Origin of the sequence: Enterococcus sp. 5B3_DIV0040, from assembly GCF_002140755.1 — a bacterium.
Taxonomy (GTDB): domain Bacteria; phylum Bacillota; class Bacilli; order Lactobacillales; family Enterococcaceae; genus Enterococcus_D; species Enterococcus_D casseliflavus.
Window position 1 is genome coordinate 440,232 of record NZ_NGLC01000002.1, and the last position, 17,424, is coordinate 457,655.

At 46.4% G+C, this 17,424-nt stretch carries 14 protein-coding genes; 12 read left to right on the forward strand and 2 right to left on the reverse strand.

Annotation, left to right across the window (positions count from 1 at the left end):
- The 12 genes from flgL to A5883_RS14455 all read left to right on the forward strand — a co-directional run bounded on the left by flgL (position 1) and on the right by A5883_RS14455 (position 15,192).
- Entirely contained in the window at positions 1-921 is a 921-nt protein-coding gene (gene flgL / locus A5883_RS14400; protein WP_005226641.1) for a flagellar hook-associated protein FlgL, read from the forward strand.
- A gap of 136 nt (positions 922-1,057) precedes the next feature.
- Positions 1,058-2,140 (forward strand): flagellin N-terminal helical domain-containing protein, encoded by a 1,083-nt coding sequence (locus A5883_RS14405; RefSeq protein ID WP_005226642.1) that lies wholly within the window; start codon positions 1,058-1,060, stop codon positions 2,138-2,140.
- 102 nt (positions 2,141-2,242) lie between these two features.
- Positions 2,243-2,656, forward strand: a complete 414-nt coding sequence (locus tag A5883_RS14410; RefSeq protein ID WP_005226643.1) for a flagellar protein FlaG — start codon at positions 2,243-2,245, stop codon at positions 2,654-2,656.
- 4 nt (positions 2,657-2,660) lie between these two features.
- Positions 2,661-4,082 carry a flagellar filament capping protein FliD gene (gene fliD / locus A5883_RS14415; protein WP_005226644.1) on the forward strand — a complete coding sequence of 474 codons (1,422 nt, stop codon included), beginning with the start codon at positions 2,661-2,663 and terminating at the stop codon, positions 4,080-4,082.
- A 74-nt stretch (positions 4,083-4,156) separates the two neighbouring features.
- A complete protein-coding gene (locus A5883_RS14420) occupies positions 4,157-4,486 on the forward strand; it encodes a hypothetical protein (RefSeq protein WP_005232745.1) in 330 nt (109 codons plus the stop codon).
- A 13-nt stretch (positions 4,487-4,499) separates the two neighbouring features.
- Complete coding sequence (gene fliS / locus A5883_RS14425) at positions 4,500-4,868, forward strand: flagellar export chaperone FliS (RefSeq protein ID WP_034859136.1); 369 nt, start codon at positions 4,500-4,502, stop codon at positions 4,866-4,868.
- A gap of 165 nt (positions 4,869-5,033) precedes the next feature.
- Positions 5,034-6,785 (forward strand): hypothetical protein, encoded by a 1,752-nt coding sequence (locus A5883_RS14430; protein ID WP_086338892.1) that lies wholly within the window; start codon positions 5,034-5,036, stop codon positions 6,783-6,785.
- A 166-nt stretch (positions 6,786-6,951) separates the two neighbouring features.
- On the forward strand, positions 6,952-7,392 hold the full coding sequence (locus A5883_RS14435) for a MarR family winged helix-turn-helix transcriptional regulator (protein WP_086338893.1): 441 nt from the start codon (positions 6,952-6,954) through the stop codon (positions 7,390-7,392).
- Positions 7,389-9,131 (forward strand): ABC transporter ATP-binding protein, encoded by a 1,743-nt coding sequence (locus A5883_RS14440; RefSeq protein ID WP_005226665.1) that lies wholly within the window; start codon positions 7,389-7,391, stop codon positions 9,129-9,131. Before A5883_RS14435 ends, A5883_RS14440 begins: the two co-directional genes overlap by 4 nt.
- Positions 9,097-10,863 (forward strand): ABC transporter ATP-binding protein, encoded by a 1,767-nt coding sequence (locus A5883_RS14445; protein WP_086338894.1) that lies wholly within the window; start codon positions 9,097-9,099, stop codon positions 10,861-10,863. Before A5883_RS14440 ends, A5883_RS14445 begins: the two co-directional genes overlap by 35 nt.
- Positions 10,864-11,030: 167 nt before the next feature.
- Positions 11,031-12,464, forward strand: coding sequence for a glycoside hydrolase family 1 protein (locus A5883_RS14450; RefSeq protein ID WP_086338895.1), 1,434 nt, complete (start codon positions 11,031-11,033; stop codon positions 12,462-12,464).
- A 265-nt stretch (positions 12,465-12,729) separates the two neighbouring features.
- Positions 12,730-15,192, forward strand: a complete 2,463-nt coding sequence (locus A5883_RS14455; protein ID WP_005226668.1) for a heavy metal translocating P-type ATPase — start codon at positions 12,730-12,732, stop codon at positions 15,190-15,192.
- A 73-nt stretch (positions 15,193-15,265) separates the two neighbouring features.
- On the opposite strand, the gene A5883_RS14460 is transcribed toward A5883_RS14455, so the two are convergent.
- Together A5883_RS14460 and celB are read right to left on the reverse strand one after the other, a co-directional pair.
- On the reverse strand, positions 15,266-15,982 hold the full coding sequence (locus A5883_RS14460) for a GntR family transcriptional regulator (RefSeq protein ID WP_005226669.1): 717 nt from the start codon (positions 15,980-15,982) through the stop codon (positions 15,266-15,268).
- A gap of 108 nt (positions 15,983-16,090) precedes the next feature.
- Positions 16,091-17,362, reverse strand: a complete 1,272-nt coding sequence (gene celB / locus A5883_RS14465) for a PTS cellobiose transporter subunit IIC (RefSeq protein WP_005226670.1) — start codon at positions 17,360-17,362, stop codon at positions 16,091-16,093.
- Positions 17,363-17,424 lie beyond the last annotated feature (62 nt).

The window sequence follows — 17,424 nt, forward strand, 5'->3', positions numbered from 1 at the left end:
ATGCGTATTTCCAATTCAATCACCTACAATGATTTTTTACGAAATCTAGGCACCAACGCCTCCAAAGTCCAATCCACGTTGAATCAGCTATCGAGCTTGAAAGAAGTCAGCAAGTCCTCGGATAATCCGCTGCTGGTTTCAAAAATCATGGATCTCAATGTGTCGTTAAATCAAAACAAAACTTACAACAATACGATCAAAGACAGTATTTCTTGGACAAAAGCCCAAGATTCTGCTTTAGAAAGCGTCAGTACTTCGATGCTGCGGATTCGCTCGTTGGTTCAATCTTCTGCCAATGCGACAGCTGGCAGTGAGGAATTAGGGGCAAATCGTTCAGAGATCGAGCAAGAGATCGAAGGCATCGTTGAATCATTAAACACCAACTTTGATGGCCGCTATCTATTTAGCGGAACGAATACGACGACGGCGCCTTTTGAGATCGTCAAAGAAAATGACGCCATCGTCGGTATCAAATACAATGGCACCAGCGAAGACTTGCCGCGAGAAATCGCAAATGGGGTCTCAGTGGATCTGTTAGCCAGCGGTGATCGTCTGATGAACGAGACGGGCACAGCTGCGGATCCCCAAAATTTAAGCACCTATTTCAATGATTTGTTGTCTGCATTGCGCAGTGATGATAAAGATGCCTTAGGGGGCGAGCTTTTAACCGCTCATGACCAGCATGCCACTAATGTGGTGAATGTACGGGCGCAGATCGGCACCCTCTACAATCGCTTGGAGGCGGCAGCTGATCGAAATGAGACGGAAAAGCTGAACTTGACCGAAACACTGTCCAACAAACAAGACGTCGATATTGCGGAAAAGTATATGGAATATCAAAATCAAATGACTGCCTACCGTTCAACATTAGCGATGGGAACAAAGATCATGCAGATGTCCATTCTAGATTATTTAAATTAACCCAAAAACTTTTGTTCTTTGCTGAGAGCAAAAGTTTTTTATTTTTTTTAGAAAAAAGGCTTAACCCTGAACGGTTTCTTCCGATAAATAGTAGCAGAGGGAAACCTTAGCGAATAAAAATTAGGAGGAACTACACATGAGAATCAATACAAACGTTTCAGCATTGAATACTTACTCACGCCTAACGGCAGCAAATGCTTCTAAAAGCAATTCTTTGTCTAAATTATCTTCAGGCTTACGCATCAACAAAGCTGGGGACGACGCAGCTGGCTTAGCAATTTCTGAAAAAATGAAAGGCCAAATCGGCGGTTTGTCACAAGCAAAAAGCAACGCACAAGATGGTATTTCATTGATCCAAACAGCAGAAGGTGCATTAAATGAAACCCACAGCATCTTAGGCCGTATGCGTGATCTTGCGGTTCAAAGTTCAAATGGTACGTTAAGTGATGACGACCGCAGTGCGATCAACAAAGAATACACCGCATTGTCTGATGAAATCGACCGTATCAGCAATACCACTGAATTCAATACAAAAAGCTTGTTAACTGGTGAAGGCGATGATGCGAAATCATTCACTTTCCAAATCGGTGCCAACGCAAACCAAACAATGAGCGTTTCAATCAACAACATGAGCTCATCTGCATTGAAAGTAAAAGGCTTAGATTTAACACAAGCCATTGATACAAGCGATGCTAAAGCTGTTGCTGCAGCAAAAGATAAAGCAGTAGCGACTGCCTTCAAAGCAGATGCTACAACAAAATATGCAGCGGACGGCACAGTTGATGCGGCTGCTGGTAAAACAGTTGCTGAATTACAAACAGCCATCGATACAGCAGCGGATGATACAGCAAAAGCAACAGCTCAAAAAACATACGATGATGCTTTAGCAACATTTACCGCTTCTGATGAAGGCAAAGCAGCAGCGGCAACTGTCAGCGTTGAAAACAACCCAATCACAAAAATCGATGAAGCGATCAAAGCAGTTTCTGCACAACGTGCGGATCTTGGTGCGGCGCAAAACCGTCTAGAACACACAATCAACAACTTAGGTACAACGCAAGAAAACCTATCTGAAGCAAACTCACGTATCCGTGACGTTGATATGGCGCAAGAAATGATGAGCTTTACGAAGAGCAACATCCTTTCTCAAGCAGCAACTTCAATGTTGGCACAAGCAAACTCAATGCCTAACAGCGTATTGAGCTTGTTACAAGGATAATTTTTGATCAAGTGAACCACTGACACAAGGACTGCCTAGGGGAAGCGCAGTTCTTGTGTTTTACATAGCAGCACAAAAACGCTTAGAAATGAGGAAGCTCTGATGGATATTCAGCCAATGTCAGGAATACACCCGATCGAAGCCGTTGCGTCGGTCGCTAAAGCACGTCCGATCGAATCCCTAGATCAAGAGAACGCCAACCTTCAGCCGCAACACCAAGAGGGGAAACTGGCGGAGAAAAAGGAACAGACAGTGGCCACTGAACCGCCGATCCACTATTTTTCAGTAGCCGATCAGCACAAGATCGCAGCCTCCGTGGAGGAAGTGAATCAGCGACTACTTGGCAAAGATATGAAATTGGCTTATGAAGTACATGAGCGCACGGGGCGTACGATGGTGCGTTTAGTGGATATGCAGACCAACGAAGTGATCAAAGAGATCCCGCCCGCCAACATGCTAGACGTGATTGGGAAAATATGGGATGACATGGGCATCGCGGTCGATCGAAAGGGATGAAAACATGGCAAGTGTAACTAGCAGTTCAGGAATCAGTACAACGCTAGGGAGTTATTCTGGCGTGACTTCAGAAGATATTGAAAAATTATTGGCGGCAGATGCGATCAACAAGACCCGCGCTGAGAATAAAATCACGTCGCTAAAAGCACAAAAAACGGCGTGGAGTGATATCAGCACTCGCTTGACTAACTTTTTGTCAAAAGTCGATGCATTACAAAAAGATGATGCTTATCAAACGAAAAAAGCGACGACCACCAATAGCAGCATCGCTTCAATTGCAGGAACAACGGAAGCTCCAGAAGGCACCTATGATCTAAAAGTCAACCAACTAGCAACAGCCACGAAGGTGACGGGGAGTCAAGTAGCTCAAAGTAGCAAAACGGCCCTAAATGTCAGTGGTCAGCTGTCATTGACCAGTTCGGAAGTCGATGAAGATGGCAAACCGATCACCGCTTCGATCGAGATCACGGCCGAAGACAGCTTAAAAGATGTGGCAGCCAAGATCAATAGCCAAAGCAAGACGACCTTCGTCGCGGCGAGCATCGTGGATAACCGTTTGATTTTAACAAATACTAAAATGGGCGACAAAAATTTCTTGATCGACGGCAATGCCGCCGAAGGGTTAGGGATCGGTTCAACTGCGACAACGACGCAAGGCCAACCGGCTATTTTTGAGCTAGACGGCATGAAGATCACTCGCGACAGCAACAGTGTGACGGATGTTATTGATGGTGTCACGCTGACGTTAGCGAAAAAAAGCGAGGAGCATGTGACGCTTTCTTTAGCCAATGATACCTCGAAAGTCGTTGATGCAGTGCAAGGATTAGTGGATCAATACAATAGCTTGATGAGTTTTATCGGCGACAATTTGACCGTGGGAGATCCTAGTAGTGAAAACAACAAGACGGGGACCTTGGTGGGAGACAGTGCGTTGACTCGTCTACAGACCCAATTGCGAAATTTGATCACCATTCCAGCCGTCAGTGGCTCAAAGCTGACCGCCAATAAGCTAGGCATCTCCACCGTTGATAATGATGGTACATTGGGATTGGATACGACAAAGTTAAAAGAAGCCTTAGCGGAAGATCCCGCTGCTGTGAAGTCTTTCTTTTATGCAAGTACGAAAACCAAAGAAGCTGATGGCACTGCGAGCACGAAAGAGACTGGCTATACACTAGCCCTAAAAGAATTAGCCAACAGCTATGTCGTCAATACTTCAGCCAATAAAGGGATCATTGCCACCAAATCTGCGACCTATGACAGTACCATCAAGGATTTAAACAAGCAGATCACACGGTTTGATGATATTTTGGCAATGAAAAAAGAGCGTTACATCACAATGTTTACCAAGTTAGACTCCGTGATGATGGAGGCTGAAAATCAGCTGAGCTACCTAAGCAATCAGTTTGCCAATACGTCAAACTAGGCAGGATAGCCGATTAAAGCAGTCATTTTTTCATTCGCATAAGAAACCCTCGTCAACATGAAAGGAAACAACCTATGGAGCCACACGTATCATTAGATGAACGTTTGAATCAGATTTTAACTGGTTTTGCCCAATGGCGCGGCGACAGCGAAGAAGCCAGTCGTTTGATGGCAGCCAATGCAGCGGTCATAGCAGCCATGCAAGCAGAAGCACAGAGCCATAGTCCACAAACCAGTGCGTTGGCGCAACAAGTGATCCAAGCGTATCAAGCGTTCTTAGACCAGGTCAAAGCCCAGCAGCAAGAGATCAAACAAGAATTGGGGCGTTTGAACCGCAAAAACAATCTTGTCAAAACGTATTTGCAGCAAGAAGACAGTGCCGCCTTCGTCGAATTTGATTTATAGTGAGGAAAAAAAGATGAATTATCAAAAAATGCAAAACAACTATTTGCAGAACCAAGTAATGAGTGCCTCCCCCAACAAACTGATTGAAATGCTGTTGCAAGCAGCGATCAAAAATATCAAATTAGCAGTGATCGCATTGGAAAAAGAAGAGTTGAGCCAAGCTCATCAGCAATTTGTCAAGGCGCAGAATATTTTATTGGAATTACGGGTCTCTTTAGACCGTGAGCAAGGTGGCGCTATTGCAGAAGATCTCGATTCTCTGTATGGCTATATGTACGATCAGCTAGTCAGTGCCAATGTCCAAAAAGAGGCAGCCCCTGCAGAAACGGTCGTCCCGCTTTTAAGCGAACTACTGGAAAGCTGGCAAACGATCACCCAATAAATTTGAGAAAAAGCACAGAAACGACCACCTAAAACCTAGAAAAGTTTAGTAATTGGTTAAATTTTTACCATGTATCCCTTTTCACTAAGCTTTCTTTTTCCCCTCCTCGTCCCTATCTGGTACTCTTTTTATGAGCGTACCGAAAGGGTGCAAGGAGGTTTTTTTTTGAAACAAAAAATAGTACAAAAGCCGCTTTTCTGGCAAGTGGTGATTCTGATTGCAATGAGTGGTGTTTTTTTATTACCGCAGATCTTAGGCCAAGGCATGATTTTGGGCTCTGATGTGGTCTTTCACTTCAATCGTTTTTATGAGACCAGCCAGCAGATCAAAGAGGGCAATTTTCAATATTTTCTTTCTATCTACGGGTTTCAGCAATCTGCTCGTATCGTCAATGCATTATACGGGCCCTTTTTTGCCTATTTCCAAGGATTGCTGGTCTTGCTGAGTCCTTCGTGGTTTTCCTACCAGCTGCTCGCCAACGGGCTGCTCTATTTGTTAGCAGGGTTTTCGATGTTTGGCTTATTAAAGAAATTACGAGTCAATGGTTGGCTGTCAGTGGGGATGAGCGTCCTGTTTATGGCGACCTATTCTGTCCAGTATTGGATTGAGCGACAGGGCTTTTCTGCTTGGGGGGCGGCTGTGCTGCCGCTGTGCCTGATTCCACTGATCGCACTAGGGGAACATAAACGGTTACGGCCTTTTGCGGTAGGGGTTTCCGTGGCGGTCTTATTTCAAATCCATGTGTTTTCAAGCATCTTGTTAGTGTTCTTATACGTGCCCTTTTTCTTACGCGCCTTTTTTGTTGGGACTTCTGGCGAAGAAAAACGACAATTGGTGCTGCGCTTAGCAGGAGCGATCGGGATCTTCTTGCTACTGACCGCCAATATTTGGTTAGGGATGTTGGATCTTTATACGAGTAACACGTTGATCGCGCCTTTTGTGAATCGCAACATGCAGAACAATACCATTACTGGAACCAGCAGCTATTGGTGGACGACTCCGTACCTGCTGCCCATCTTATGTGCTTTGTTCTTTTGTGGTGCGATCCGTGTGTGGCCACGTCTATCTGGCGGCTTCAAATTAATGACGGCAGCTGCAGCAGTCTTTTTCGTTTTATCATCGAACGCTGTTCCTTGGCAATGGCTAGGCAGTCTGGACAATGGTGTGATCAATTTACTGCAATTTCCTTTTCGGTTCTTTGTTCCTGCCACGATTTTGATCTTAGTCGGTTTGTGCCTGCTAGTTCCTTATTATCGGGGCAAGCCATTGGCAAATCCGCGTTGGTTTGTCCTCGTTTTAGTCTTGAGTGTTGGTCAAATCCTGATCCAAAACACGGTCAAAATGCAGGACTGGCACTCCGATGAAGCTGCGGTTTCACTGCGAAACCACACCTATCTGTCGGCGGAATCTGAAGCGCAATTGAAGGAAGCCTATTTTAGTAACGACAAGTCCTTAGCATTAGCGCTGTATCAACGTTCTACGCCAGATTATCTGCCCCTCTATCAAGAAACCAAGAAGAACAAGTACAATTTGTACGGGGAAGAAATCATTGAAAAGAATGATACCGTGGCAAAAACCGTAGAAAACGGGAAGCTTACTTTACGTTGGCAAGGTGATCAAGAGACGTGGAAGGCGTTACCGATCATCAATTACCGATATACTGAATTGACCCTCAATCAGCAGCCACTAACTGAAAAAGATGTCTCTTTGAGTGCCATTGGTGCCGTTTCTGTCCAACAGCAAGCAGGGGAGAATGTCTTAGTCGTTGATTACGACGCGCCTTGGTTTTTCGACGGAGCTTTATGGCTGACGATCGTTTCTTGGCTCGCTTTACTCATCGGCTTTATCAGCTGGAAAACAAGACAGCTGTACCGTCGTCGTAAGGTCGTACAAGCTTTATTGAAAGAATCTGAATAAAATGAATCAGAAAAGAACTTCAGCGAGAGGGCTGAAGTTCTTTTTTTGCTGATCAACAACAGTGTACCTGTTGCTTTTCGTCAGAAACAATAATCGTTGCGCACGCAACGATTATTCCTTATAATAGATTAGACACTTTGAAGAACTAAGAAAGGCAGGAGTGCTCATGGAAGCCATTATCCGCTCAATCAATCATATTGCCCGTCTCGCCACCCTTTATCGGGAAAAAGAACTGAAAAAATTTGGTTTAGGCGGGATGCATCATACCTATATCTTAAACATTTGCCGCCAACCGGGGATCAGTCAAGAAGCCTTAGCCAAGAAGATTTTTGTGAATAAAAGCAATGTTGCCCGTCAACTAGCAATCCTAGAAGAACGAGGATTTGTCACTAGAACCAGCAGTCCCACCGACAAACGACAATTACTGGTTTATCCAACCGAAAAAGCACTCGCCGTCCAACCAGCGATCCAACAGCTGCTTCAAAGCTGGAATGAACAAGTCGTAGCAGGTTTTTCTGCTGTCCAACAGCAGCAGTTGATCGCCGATCTGGAAATCGTCAAAGAAAATTCCCAGCGGCTTTTAGCGAAAGATGAGGCGATGGAATGAATCTTTTGACTCAATATTTAAAACCCTATATCGGCCGCATCTCCCTTGGCGTCAGTATCAAATTCTTCGGCTCCCTGATGGACTTGCTATTGCCTTGGATTTTGGCGTATATCATCGATTCTGTGATTCCCACCAAGCAGGTATCTGCGATTTTTGCTTGGGGTGGGGCGATGGTGGTCTGCTCCATCATCGCAGTCGTCACCAATATCATCGCCAATCGGATGGCCTCCAGTGTTGCTCGCGATACCACCGGCAGTATACGCCATGATTTATTTGAAAAAGTTTCCTATCTGTCGATTCCGCAAGTCGAAGAAGTCGGGATCCCTTCCTTGGTGTCTCGCTTGACGACAGACACTTACAACATCCATCAAACGGTAGGCATGATCCAACGGATGGGGATTCGTGCCCCGATTCTGTTATTAGGGGGGATCATGATCACTGCCACATTAGATCCCGTGTTGACGCTGGTCTTAGTGGGCGTCTTGCCCTTCACTTTAGTGGCGGCAGTCACGATCTCGAAACGGGGGATCCCCTTGTTTGCCTCATTGCAAAAGCAAGTGGATGTGTTGGTGCGAACTGTCCGTGAAAATGTGACTGGGGCTCGGGTGATCAAGGCCTTGTCCAAAGCAGATTACGAGAAAAAGCGCTTTGACCACGTCAATCAAGACGTAGTAGCTGCGGAAACTACCGCTAATCGAACGATGGCTGCAACACCGCCCCTGATGGACCTATTTTTGAATATCGGACTGACGCTAGTGATCGTCGTCAGTGCCTTTCGCGTCAATCAAGGATTGACCCAACCAGGCGTCATCATCGCCTTTTTGACTTATTTTACGATCATTTTGAATGCCATGCTCAGTATCACGCGCATCTTTGTGATCGTGTCGAAGGGGCTGGCTTCTGCCGATCGGATCCAATCCGTCTTGCGCCTGCCGCAAAATATGCAAGTCATTGAGGCGCCTGTCAAAGAAGAGTCTGCGCATATCGTTTTTGAAAAAGTTTCCTTCACCTATCCTAACGGTACCCAGGTGCTGAAAGACATCGATTTTTCCTTGCAGCCGGGAGAAACCTTAGGGATCATCGGTGCGACTGGTAGTGGAAAATCAACGATCGTCAAACTACTGCTGCGGCTCTATGACCCAACGAAGGGCATGATTCGCATCGCTGGTCGCGACATTCGCTCCATCGATCCGACGGAGCTGCATCAGTTATTCGGTGTCGTCTTACAAAAAGACGTGCTTTTTGCGGAAACGATCGAAGAAAATATCGCTTTTGGTCGGCGGTTTTCCAAAGAACAGATCGAAGAAGCGGCGGCTCGCGCCCAAGCCAAGGAGTTTATCAATCAACTACCCAAGCGCTTAGCTCATCCACTGCATGCTAAAGGCAGCAATTTAAGCGGGGGTCAAAAGCAGCGGGTCTTGTTATCGCGGGCCTTGGCGGGGGATCCAGAGATTTTGATTTTGGATGATTCTGCCAGTGCGCTGGATTATCGGACCGACGCTCAGTTGCGCAAGGTCCTGAGACAGCAGTTTCAACAGACGACGACGGTCTTGATCGCGCAGCGGATCAGCTCGATCCAGCATGCCGACAAAATTTTGGTACTGGAAAACGGGCAAATGAACGGCTTTGGCAGTCACCAAGAATTACTAGCAGAAAATGCGATCTACCAAGCCATTTATCAAGGTCAGACAGGAGGTGCCGACGATGCCGAAGAAAAAAACGGAAAAACCGCAGGATAGTAAGAAAACACTACGGCGTTTGTGGGGCTATCTCTACGAGTACAAAGGTCTCCTGCTGGCAGCCGCTGTATTGATGATGGCCAGCAACATTTTCGCCTTGGTGGGACCGTTGCTTTCAGGGTACGCCATTGATGCCATTCAACCGGGTCCCGGCAAGGTCATTTTTGACCGAGTCTTCTTTTATTGTGGGCTGATGCTGCTGTTTTATCTTGCGTCTTCCCTTCTTAGTTATCTGATTTCGCTCATGATGATCCGCTTGAGTCAGCGGGTGGTGGCAGCGATGCGCAAGGCGATTTTTGATAAAATCACCGAACTGCCGGTTGGGTATTTTGACCGAGTCGCCACTGGGGATATCATCAGTCGCATCAGTTATGATGTCGATACCATCAATACGTCATTGGCCAGCGATGCCATTCAAGTCCTCAGCAGTCTTGTGACGATCATTGGTTCGTTTGTGATGATGGTTTTGATTTCGCCGCTGCTGGTGCTGATTTTTGTCGTAACGGTTCCCGCTTCGATCTTTTTGACCCGCTTTTTGATGAGCAAATTTCAACCATTGTTTCGCCGTCGTTCCCGCAAATTAGGCGAATTGAACGGCTTTGTGGAAGAGATTATTTCTGGTCAGCAAACGATCAAGCTGTATAACCAAGAAGAAGCGATCATCAGCCGTTTTGACGAAAAAAACCAAGAAGCGGTGGATGCCTATTACAATGCCGAGTACTACGGCAGTATGACTGGTCCTTCCATCAACTTTATCAACAATCTGTCGTTGTCCTTGATCAGTATGTTTGGCGCCTTGCTGTTTTTGTTCGGTCATCTGACACTAGGGAATGTTTCTTCCTTTGTTCTTTACTCCAGAAAATTCTCAGGACCAATCAATGAGTTAGCCAACATCTTCAGTGATTTGCAATCGGCATTGGCGGCGGCAGAACGGATCTTCCGTTTGCTGGATGAAGAACCTGAAGTTTCTGATGTTCCTGGAGCCTACGAATACCACGAGGTGTCTGGTGATGTCGCCTTTGACCATGTGACCTTCGGCTATCAAGCACAGCAGCCCATCATCAAAGACCTTTCGCTACAAGTACCAGCTGGCAGCTTGGTCGCGATCGTCGGACCGACCGGAGCGGGGAAAACCACCATCGTGAACCTCTTGATGCGGTTTTATGACCCTGACCAAGGAGCGATTCGGTTAGACGGTAAAAATATCCGCCAAGCGACACGCCGCAGCTTACGGCAAAGCTATGCGATGGTGCTGCAAGATACCTGGTTGTTCACGGGAACGGTTTTCGACAATTTGGCCTACGGCAAGGCGAATGCGACGTTGGCAGAAGTCCAAGCTGCTACACAAGCCGCCCATATCCATGACTTTATTATGAGCCTGCCAAAAGGCTATGATACTTTGATCTCAGAAGACGGAACCGGTATCTCACAAGGGCAAAAACAGCTGTTGACGATTGCACGAGCAATGCTGTTGGATGCCGATCTGTTGATTCTTGATGAAGCCACATCGAATGTCGACACGCAAACAGAGCTGCTGATCCAAGCAGCGATGACCAAATTGATGAAAGGCAAAACCTCCTTTGTGATCGCCCATCGCTTGTCCACGATTCGACATGCCGATACGATCCTCGTGGTGGAACAGGGGAATATCGTAGAGCAAGGGACCCACGAAGAATTAGTAGCCAAAGAGGGGCGTTACGCCGCACTCTATCAGGCACAATTTGACGCATGATCCATAGCTAGTCCACATCCTTGCAAGGAGAACGCCACTGCTTGCAAGGATGTTTTTTGCGTGCCATCGGCTTTCTTGGCATAGGTACAAAATCTTCTTATGACAAATCAGGCAATTATCGGTATACTTAAGAAAGGGGTATCATCAAACAGAAAGAAGGGAAACAATTGGATCATAAACAACTAAAAGAATTCCCCAACGATTTTTTATGGGGTTCAGCATCAGCAGCCTATCAAGTAGAAGGCGCATGGCAAGAAGACGGCAAAGGCGCTTCGGTTTGGGACGATTTTGTCCGCATTCCCGGAAAAACCTTTAAAGCAACTAACGGAGATGTCGCAGTCGACCATTACCACCGCTTCAAAGAAGATGTTGCCTTGATGAAAGAACAAGGATTGAAAACCTATCGTTTTTCCATTGCTTGGACACGGATTTTTCCAGAAGGACGAGGAGAAGTCAATCAAGCAGGGTTAGACTTTTATTTAGCATTGATCGATGAACTGATAAAAGCAGGGATCGAACCGATGGTGACCTTGTACCATTGGGATCTGCCACGAGCCTTGCAAGAAGAATACGGTGGCTGGGAATCTCGCAAAATCATTGAAGATTTCACCAACTATGCGGCCGTATTGTTTGAAGCCTTTCGCGGCAAAGTCCACTATTGGGTCAGCTTGAATGAACAAAATATCTTTACTTCTTTAGGTTATCTTTTAGCTGCCCATCCACCAGGAGTGACCGATCCTAAACGGATGTATGAAGTCAATCATATCGCTAACTTGGCGAATGCTTCGGTGATCAACAAGTTCCATGAGATGAAAATCCCAGGGAAAATCGGACCAAGTTTCGCCTACTCACCAAACTACCCAATCAACAGCGACCCGAAAAATATTTTGGCAGCTGAAAACGCGGAAGACTTGATGGCGCATTATTGGTTAGACGTCTATCTATGGGGCGAATACCCGATTGCGGCAATGAATTACTTGAAAGAGCAAGGGATCGCACCAACGATTGAACCAGGAGATATGGACTTGCTGCGTTCAGCAAAACCAGATTTCTTAGGGATCAACTATTACCAAACAGCAACAAATGCCTACAATCCATTAGATGGTGTCGGTGCGGGGAAAATGAACACCACTGGGAAAAAAGGCAGCTCCGAAGAAACCGGGACACCAGGAATGTTCAAAAAAGCCGAAAATCCATTTGTGGAACGGACGAATTGGGATTGGGAGATCGATCCTCAAGGGCTGCGGATCGCTTTACGACGAATCACTAGCCGTTATCGGGTGCCTGTGATCATTACAGAAAACGGACTTGGTGAATACGACAAACTAACCGACGATCATCAAATCCATGACCAATACCGCATCGATTATTTAGCAGGGCATGTCCATGCCATTAAAGAAGCGATCAGCGACGGCGCGGAAGTTCTTGGCTATTGCACCTGGTCCTTCACTGATTTGCTAAGCTGGTTGAACGGCTACCAAAAACGCTATGGCTTTGTCTATGTCGACCAAGATGAAACGCAAGAAGGATCTTTGGCACGCTACAAGAAAGACAGCTTCTACTGGTACCAAGAGCTGATCAAAACCAACGGGCAAGAGTGATAGCCTCCTAAAACCAATACCTGAATAAGCGAAACGATCCCTGCAACGGCAGTGATCGTTTCTTAGAAAAAAGTACGTTCCACCTGTAGCGACCGCCCAAAGGTAGACCAAAAGTCTCGCGTTTTGGGCCGCTTCAAAGGAGAACGTCCTTTTTTTGAGTATTATCGTTGACAAGTGTAAACGATAATTGTAAAGTAGAAGAAGATTACAACTGTAAACATAAAAGGTTAATGGGTTTGCATAGCAAGCAAGGAGGAAGGAAACAATGATCGAAAAGAATTATGGGGTAAAAGGGATGACCTGTGCGTCTTGTTCCCAGACCGTCGAAAAAACAGTCAGCAAGCTGGCGGGGGTCGACCAAGCAGCTGTCAATTTGGCTACTGAAAAATTACATATTCGTTATGATGAGCAGCAGCTCACCGAAGAAACACTCGCTGCGGCCATCAAAGCAGCGGGCTATCAACTGATCGGCTCCCAAAGACAAGAGACCTTTGCCATCTCGGGCATGACCTGTGCGTCTTGTGCCCAAACAGTAGAAAAAGCTGTCCAAAAATTAGCGGGTGTGGAGCAAGCATCCGTCAATCTGGCAACAGAAAAACTGACGGTCAGCTATCAACAAGATCAAGTGACCGCCGCGAAGATCGCAGCTGCCGTGAAAGAGGCGGGCTATGATGCACAGCTGCCGACCGCTTCTGCCGACAAGGTGGATTCAAAACAGGCAGAGATTCGTGCTTTATGGCAACGGTTTTGGCTTTCAGCGCTCTTTACGATCCCCTTGTTCTATTTGACGATGGGGGAAATGATCGGTTTGCCGATCCCTGGCTTTTTAGATCCGATGGCCTATCCAGTCAATTTCGTTACCACTCAATTGCTTTTGGTCTTACCGGTGATGGTCCTCGGTCGCGCCTTTTACATTGCTGGTTTCAAAGCGCTTTGGAAAGGCCATCCCAACATGGATTCCCTTGTTGCATTGGGAACCAGTGCTGCCTTCTTTTATAGTATTTATGGAACCGTGATGGTCTACCTTGGCACGAACCACTATGCGATGCACTTGTACTATGAAACGGCCGCCGTTATTTTGGCATTAGTTACTTTAGGAAAATACCTTGAGTCGGTCTCGAAGGGCAAAACCTCCGAAGCCATCAAGAAGTTGTTGGATCTCGCACCGAAAAAAGCCCGCGTGCTTCGCGGCAGCGGGAATCAAGCCGAAGAAGTCGAAGTGGGTATTGAAGAAGTCGCAGCTGGCGATATCTTAGTCGTACGACCTGGAGAAAAGATTCCTGTGGATGGGATCGTTACCCAAGGCCGGTCTGCCATCGATGAATCAATGATTACTGGAGAAAGCTTACCTATCGAAAAACAAGTCGGTGATCGGGTGATCGGCGCCAGTATCAACAAAAACGGCTCGTTTCAATATGAAGCCACCAATGTGGGAGAAGATTCAACGTTAGCGCAAATCATTCAGTTAGTAGAAAATGCTCAAGGATCCAAAGCGCCGATTGCCCGCATGGCTGACAAAGTTTCGGGTGTGTTTGTCCCGATCGTCATGGTCTTGGCGATTTTTGCAGGACTTGCCTGGTTTTTCTTAGGACAAGAAACCTGGATCTTCTCATTGACCATTACGATCTCTGTATTAGTGATTGCCTGTCCGTGTGCCTTAGGATTAGCGACACCGACCGCCATCATGGTGGGTGCGGGCAAAGGGGCAGAAAATGGCGTCTTGATCAAAAGCGGCGATGCGTTAGAAACAGCTAGAAACGTGACGACCATCGTCTTTGATAAAACCGGCACGATCACAGAAGGCAAACCAGTCGTAACCGATCTCCTGCCTGCAGGTAATCACACGCCGACGGAATTGCTGCAACTGGCGGCTTCTGTTGAAAAAGGCTCAGAACATCCATTAGGCGAAGCGATTGTGATCGAAGCCCGCACGCAAGCCCTCGCCCTACAAGAAGTTGACGGGTTTGAAGCGATCCCAGGTCATGGGATTCAAGGAACGATCGCTGGCAGTCCAGTCCTATTAGGCAACCAGAAATGGTTGGAAAAACAAAACGTTGCCATCGATGGCCTGATCGAGCAAGCCCAACAATTGGCTCACGAAGGGAAAACACCGATGTATGTTGCCAAAGACGGCGAAGCGATCGGGATCATCGCTGTGGCAGATACTATCAAAGAAAGCAGTCGAAAAGCCATTGAACGGTTGCATCAAATGGGCTTGTACGTAGCAATGATCACGGGCGACAATGCCCGAACGGCCCAAGCCATCGCCAAACAAGTCGGTATCGATGAAGTGATCAGTGACGTCTTGCCAGAAGATAAAGCCGCCAAAGTAGCCGGCCTGCAAGCCAAAGGCCAAAAGGTTGCGATGGTAGGTGACGGGATCAATGATGCGCCCGCGTTAGCCCAAGCCGATGTAGGGATCGCGATCGGCTCTGGTACCGATGTCGCCATCGAATCGGCAGACATCGTACTGATGCGCAGCGATCTGATGGACGTCCCATCAGCGATCGAGTTAAGTCGGGCAACCATCAAAAACATCAAAGAAAATCTTTTCTGGGCTTTTGCTTATAACGTCTTAGGCATCCCTGTCGCAATGGGTGTGCTGCATCTTTTCGGTGGCCCCTTGCTCAATCCAATGATCGCTGGGGCGGCCATGAGCTTCAGTTCGGTATCCGTTTTATTAAATGCCTTGCGGCTGAAACGATTCCAACCCTCAGCGAAAAAATAAACGAAGCAACGAATGCACCAACAAAAAGACCTGCCTACGGTTTCTGATGGAAGAAAACCGTGGGCAGGTCTTTTTAGTGCTGGACATCTAAATAAGAGTAGGCCCGCACGTCATAACGGTTGCGACTACGGGAAAATTCGATAGGTGAGCCATTTTTCTGATAGACGATCTGTTCGATCTCTAAGACCGGATCATCGGCTTTACAGTCCAAATACTGTTGATCGTACGCGGTACTTTTATCAGCGGCGATGGTGCGGTAGGCGCCAGCAAACTGGACCCCTAGTTCCTCTTTGACATAACGGTAGATAGAACTTTCTAAATGGCCACGAGTTAAATTGGGCACCAAATGGACGGGCATATAGGTATATTCTAAAATAAACGGTTGGTCTTCAAGAATCCGCAAGCGGACAATACTATAGATCGGCTGTTCTTCCGTTAACATCAACTTTTCTTGGATCGTTTGGTCAGGAAATTCGACTTGAAAATCGATGACCTGACTGACTAGCTTGCGGCCAGCTTTGCCCATTTCTGTTGACAAGCCTTCATAGACCGTTAAAGCAGTGGTGTCTTTTTTTAAGAATGGGTGGTTCAATATTTTTGTTCCAGCGCCCCGCTGAGAATAAACCAGTCCTTCCATGGCTAAAATACCGATGGCTTTTTTGACGGTCATCCGGCTGACTCCGAATTCCTCGACTAAATCAGTTTGATTCGGCAGTAAGCTGTCAGGCGGATACGTTTTGTTTTTGATACGTGTGCGTAAAATATTGGCAATTTCTTGGTATTTTGGCATCTGATCACCTCGCAAGAAGTATAGCTGAAAAAAGCGGTTTCGACAATCAAACCTTGGTTTTTTTATAAAAAGAACGGCTGACTGAAAAAATTCAGCCAGCCGTTGCGCTTAATCGATTGATGGTTCTGCTTGACGATCTAACACACGTAAGAATGGATACCAGATCAAGCCGACGATCACCACGTCAATGACTTGCAACAAACCACCTAACCAAGAGTTGGTTGCTAAGACACCACTGAAGACCACTGGAACGGTCCAAGGAACAGAAACACCAGTTGGTGCAGGAACAAGTCCAGCCGCCATCACTAAGTAGTTGAAGGTCGTTACCACAAGAGGTGCTACGACCCAAGGAATCAGGATCGTCGCATTCAAGACGATCGGCATACCGAAGATGGCTGGTTCGTTAACATTAAAGATCCCTGGTGCTAAAGCCAAACGACCCACATCGCGGTATTGTTTTTTCTTCAATACGAAAGCCATCAAGATAACAACGGCTAACGTCATACCAGAACCGCCTAATCCAACAGTAAAGGTTTCCATAAATGGTTTTGTGACGATATGCGGCAGTGCATCCCCATTTTGATACGCTTCTAAGTTGTCTAACATCAATGTATTCCAAATCGGGTCCATCACAGAGTTGACGATGATTTGACCATGTAGACCGAAGAACCAAAGGAATTGAACAAAGAACAAAGCCAATAGAGTTGCTGGCAAGCTGCTGCCTAGTCCAGTCAATGGTTTTTGGATCAATTCATAAACCAAGTCATGCAAGTTGGCATTGAAGACACCCGTCATGATGGCATTGATCACTAAGAATACCGTTAAGGTGATAATTGCTGGAATCAAAGCGGCAAAAGATTTAGAAACTGCTGGTGGCACCCCATCAGGCATTTTGATCTGCCAGCCGCGTTTTGTGATGCGGCAATAGATTTCAGCTGCCAAAAATGCTGCGATCATCCCGATAAACATCCCTTTTGCGCCAAGACGATCAAGAGACAGCACACCGGAGATCGTTTCGCCAGATTCAGTAGTCATAAAGAAAGGAGTCAAGATCAAAAAGCTGGCAAACGAAACGGCACCACCAAAAATCCCTTCCACATCATATGATTTTGATAAATAATAGCCAATACCGAAAGTAACGAAAACAGTCATGATACTCATTGTTGCATTTTGCCCATTGCCAAACAGTGTTCCTAATGTTCCTTTAGTGGCATCACTGAAGAAGGGCAGGTTGTTTAAAACGACCACGATCGATCCAAACATAGTGATTGGGAACGAAAGCATAAACGCGTCCCGCAAGACGGTCAGGTAGCGATTTTGTCCTAAGGCATTCGCCAAGGGCAAAATCTTTTCAGATAACTTGTCCATAAAACCATTCATTATTAGTTCACTCCTTAAATTTCTTTTTGCAATCGATTACATTGATAATGTATCATGTTTTA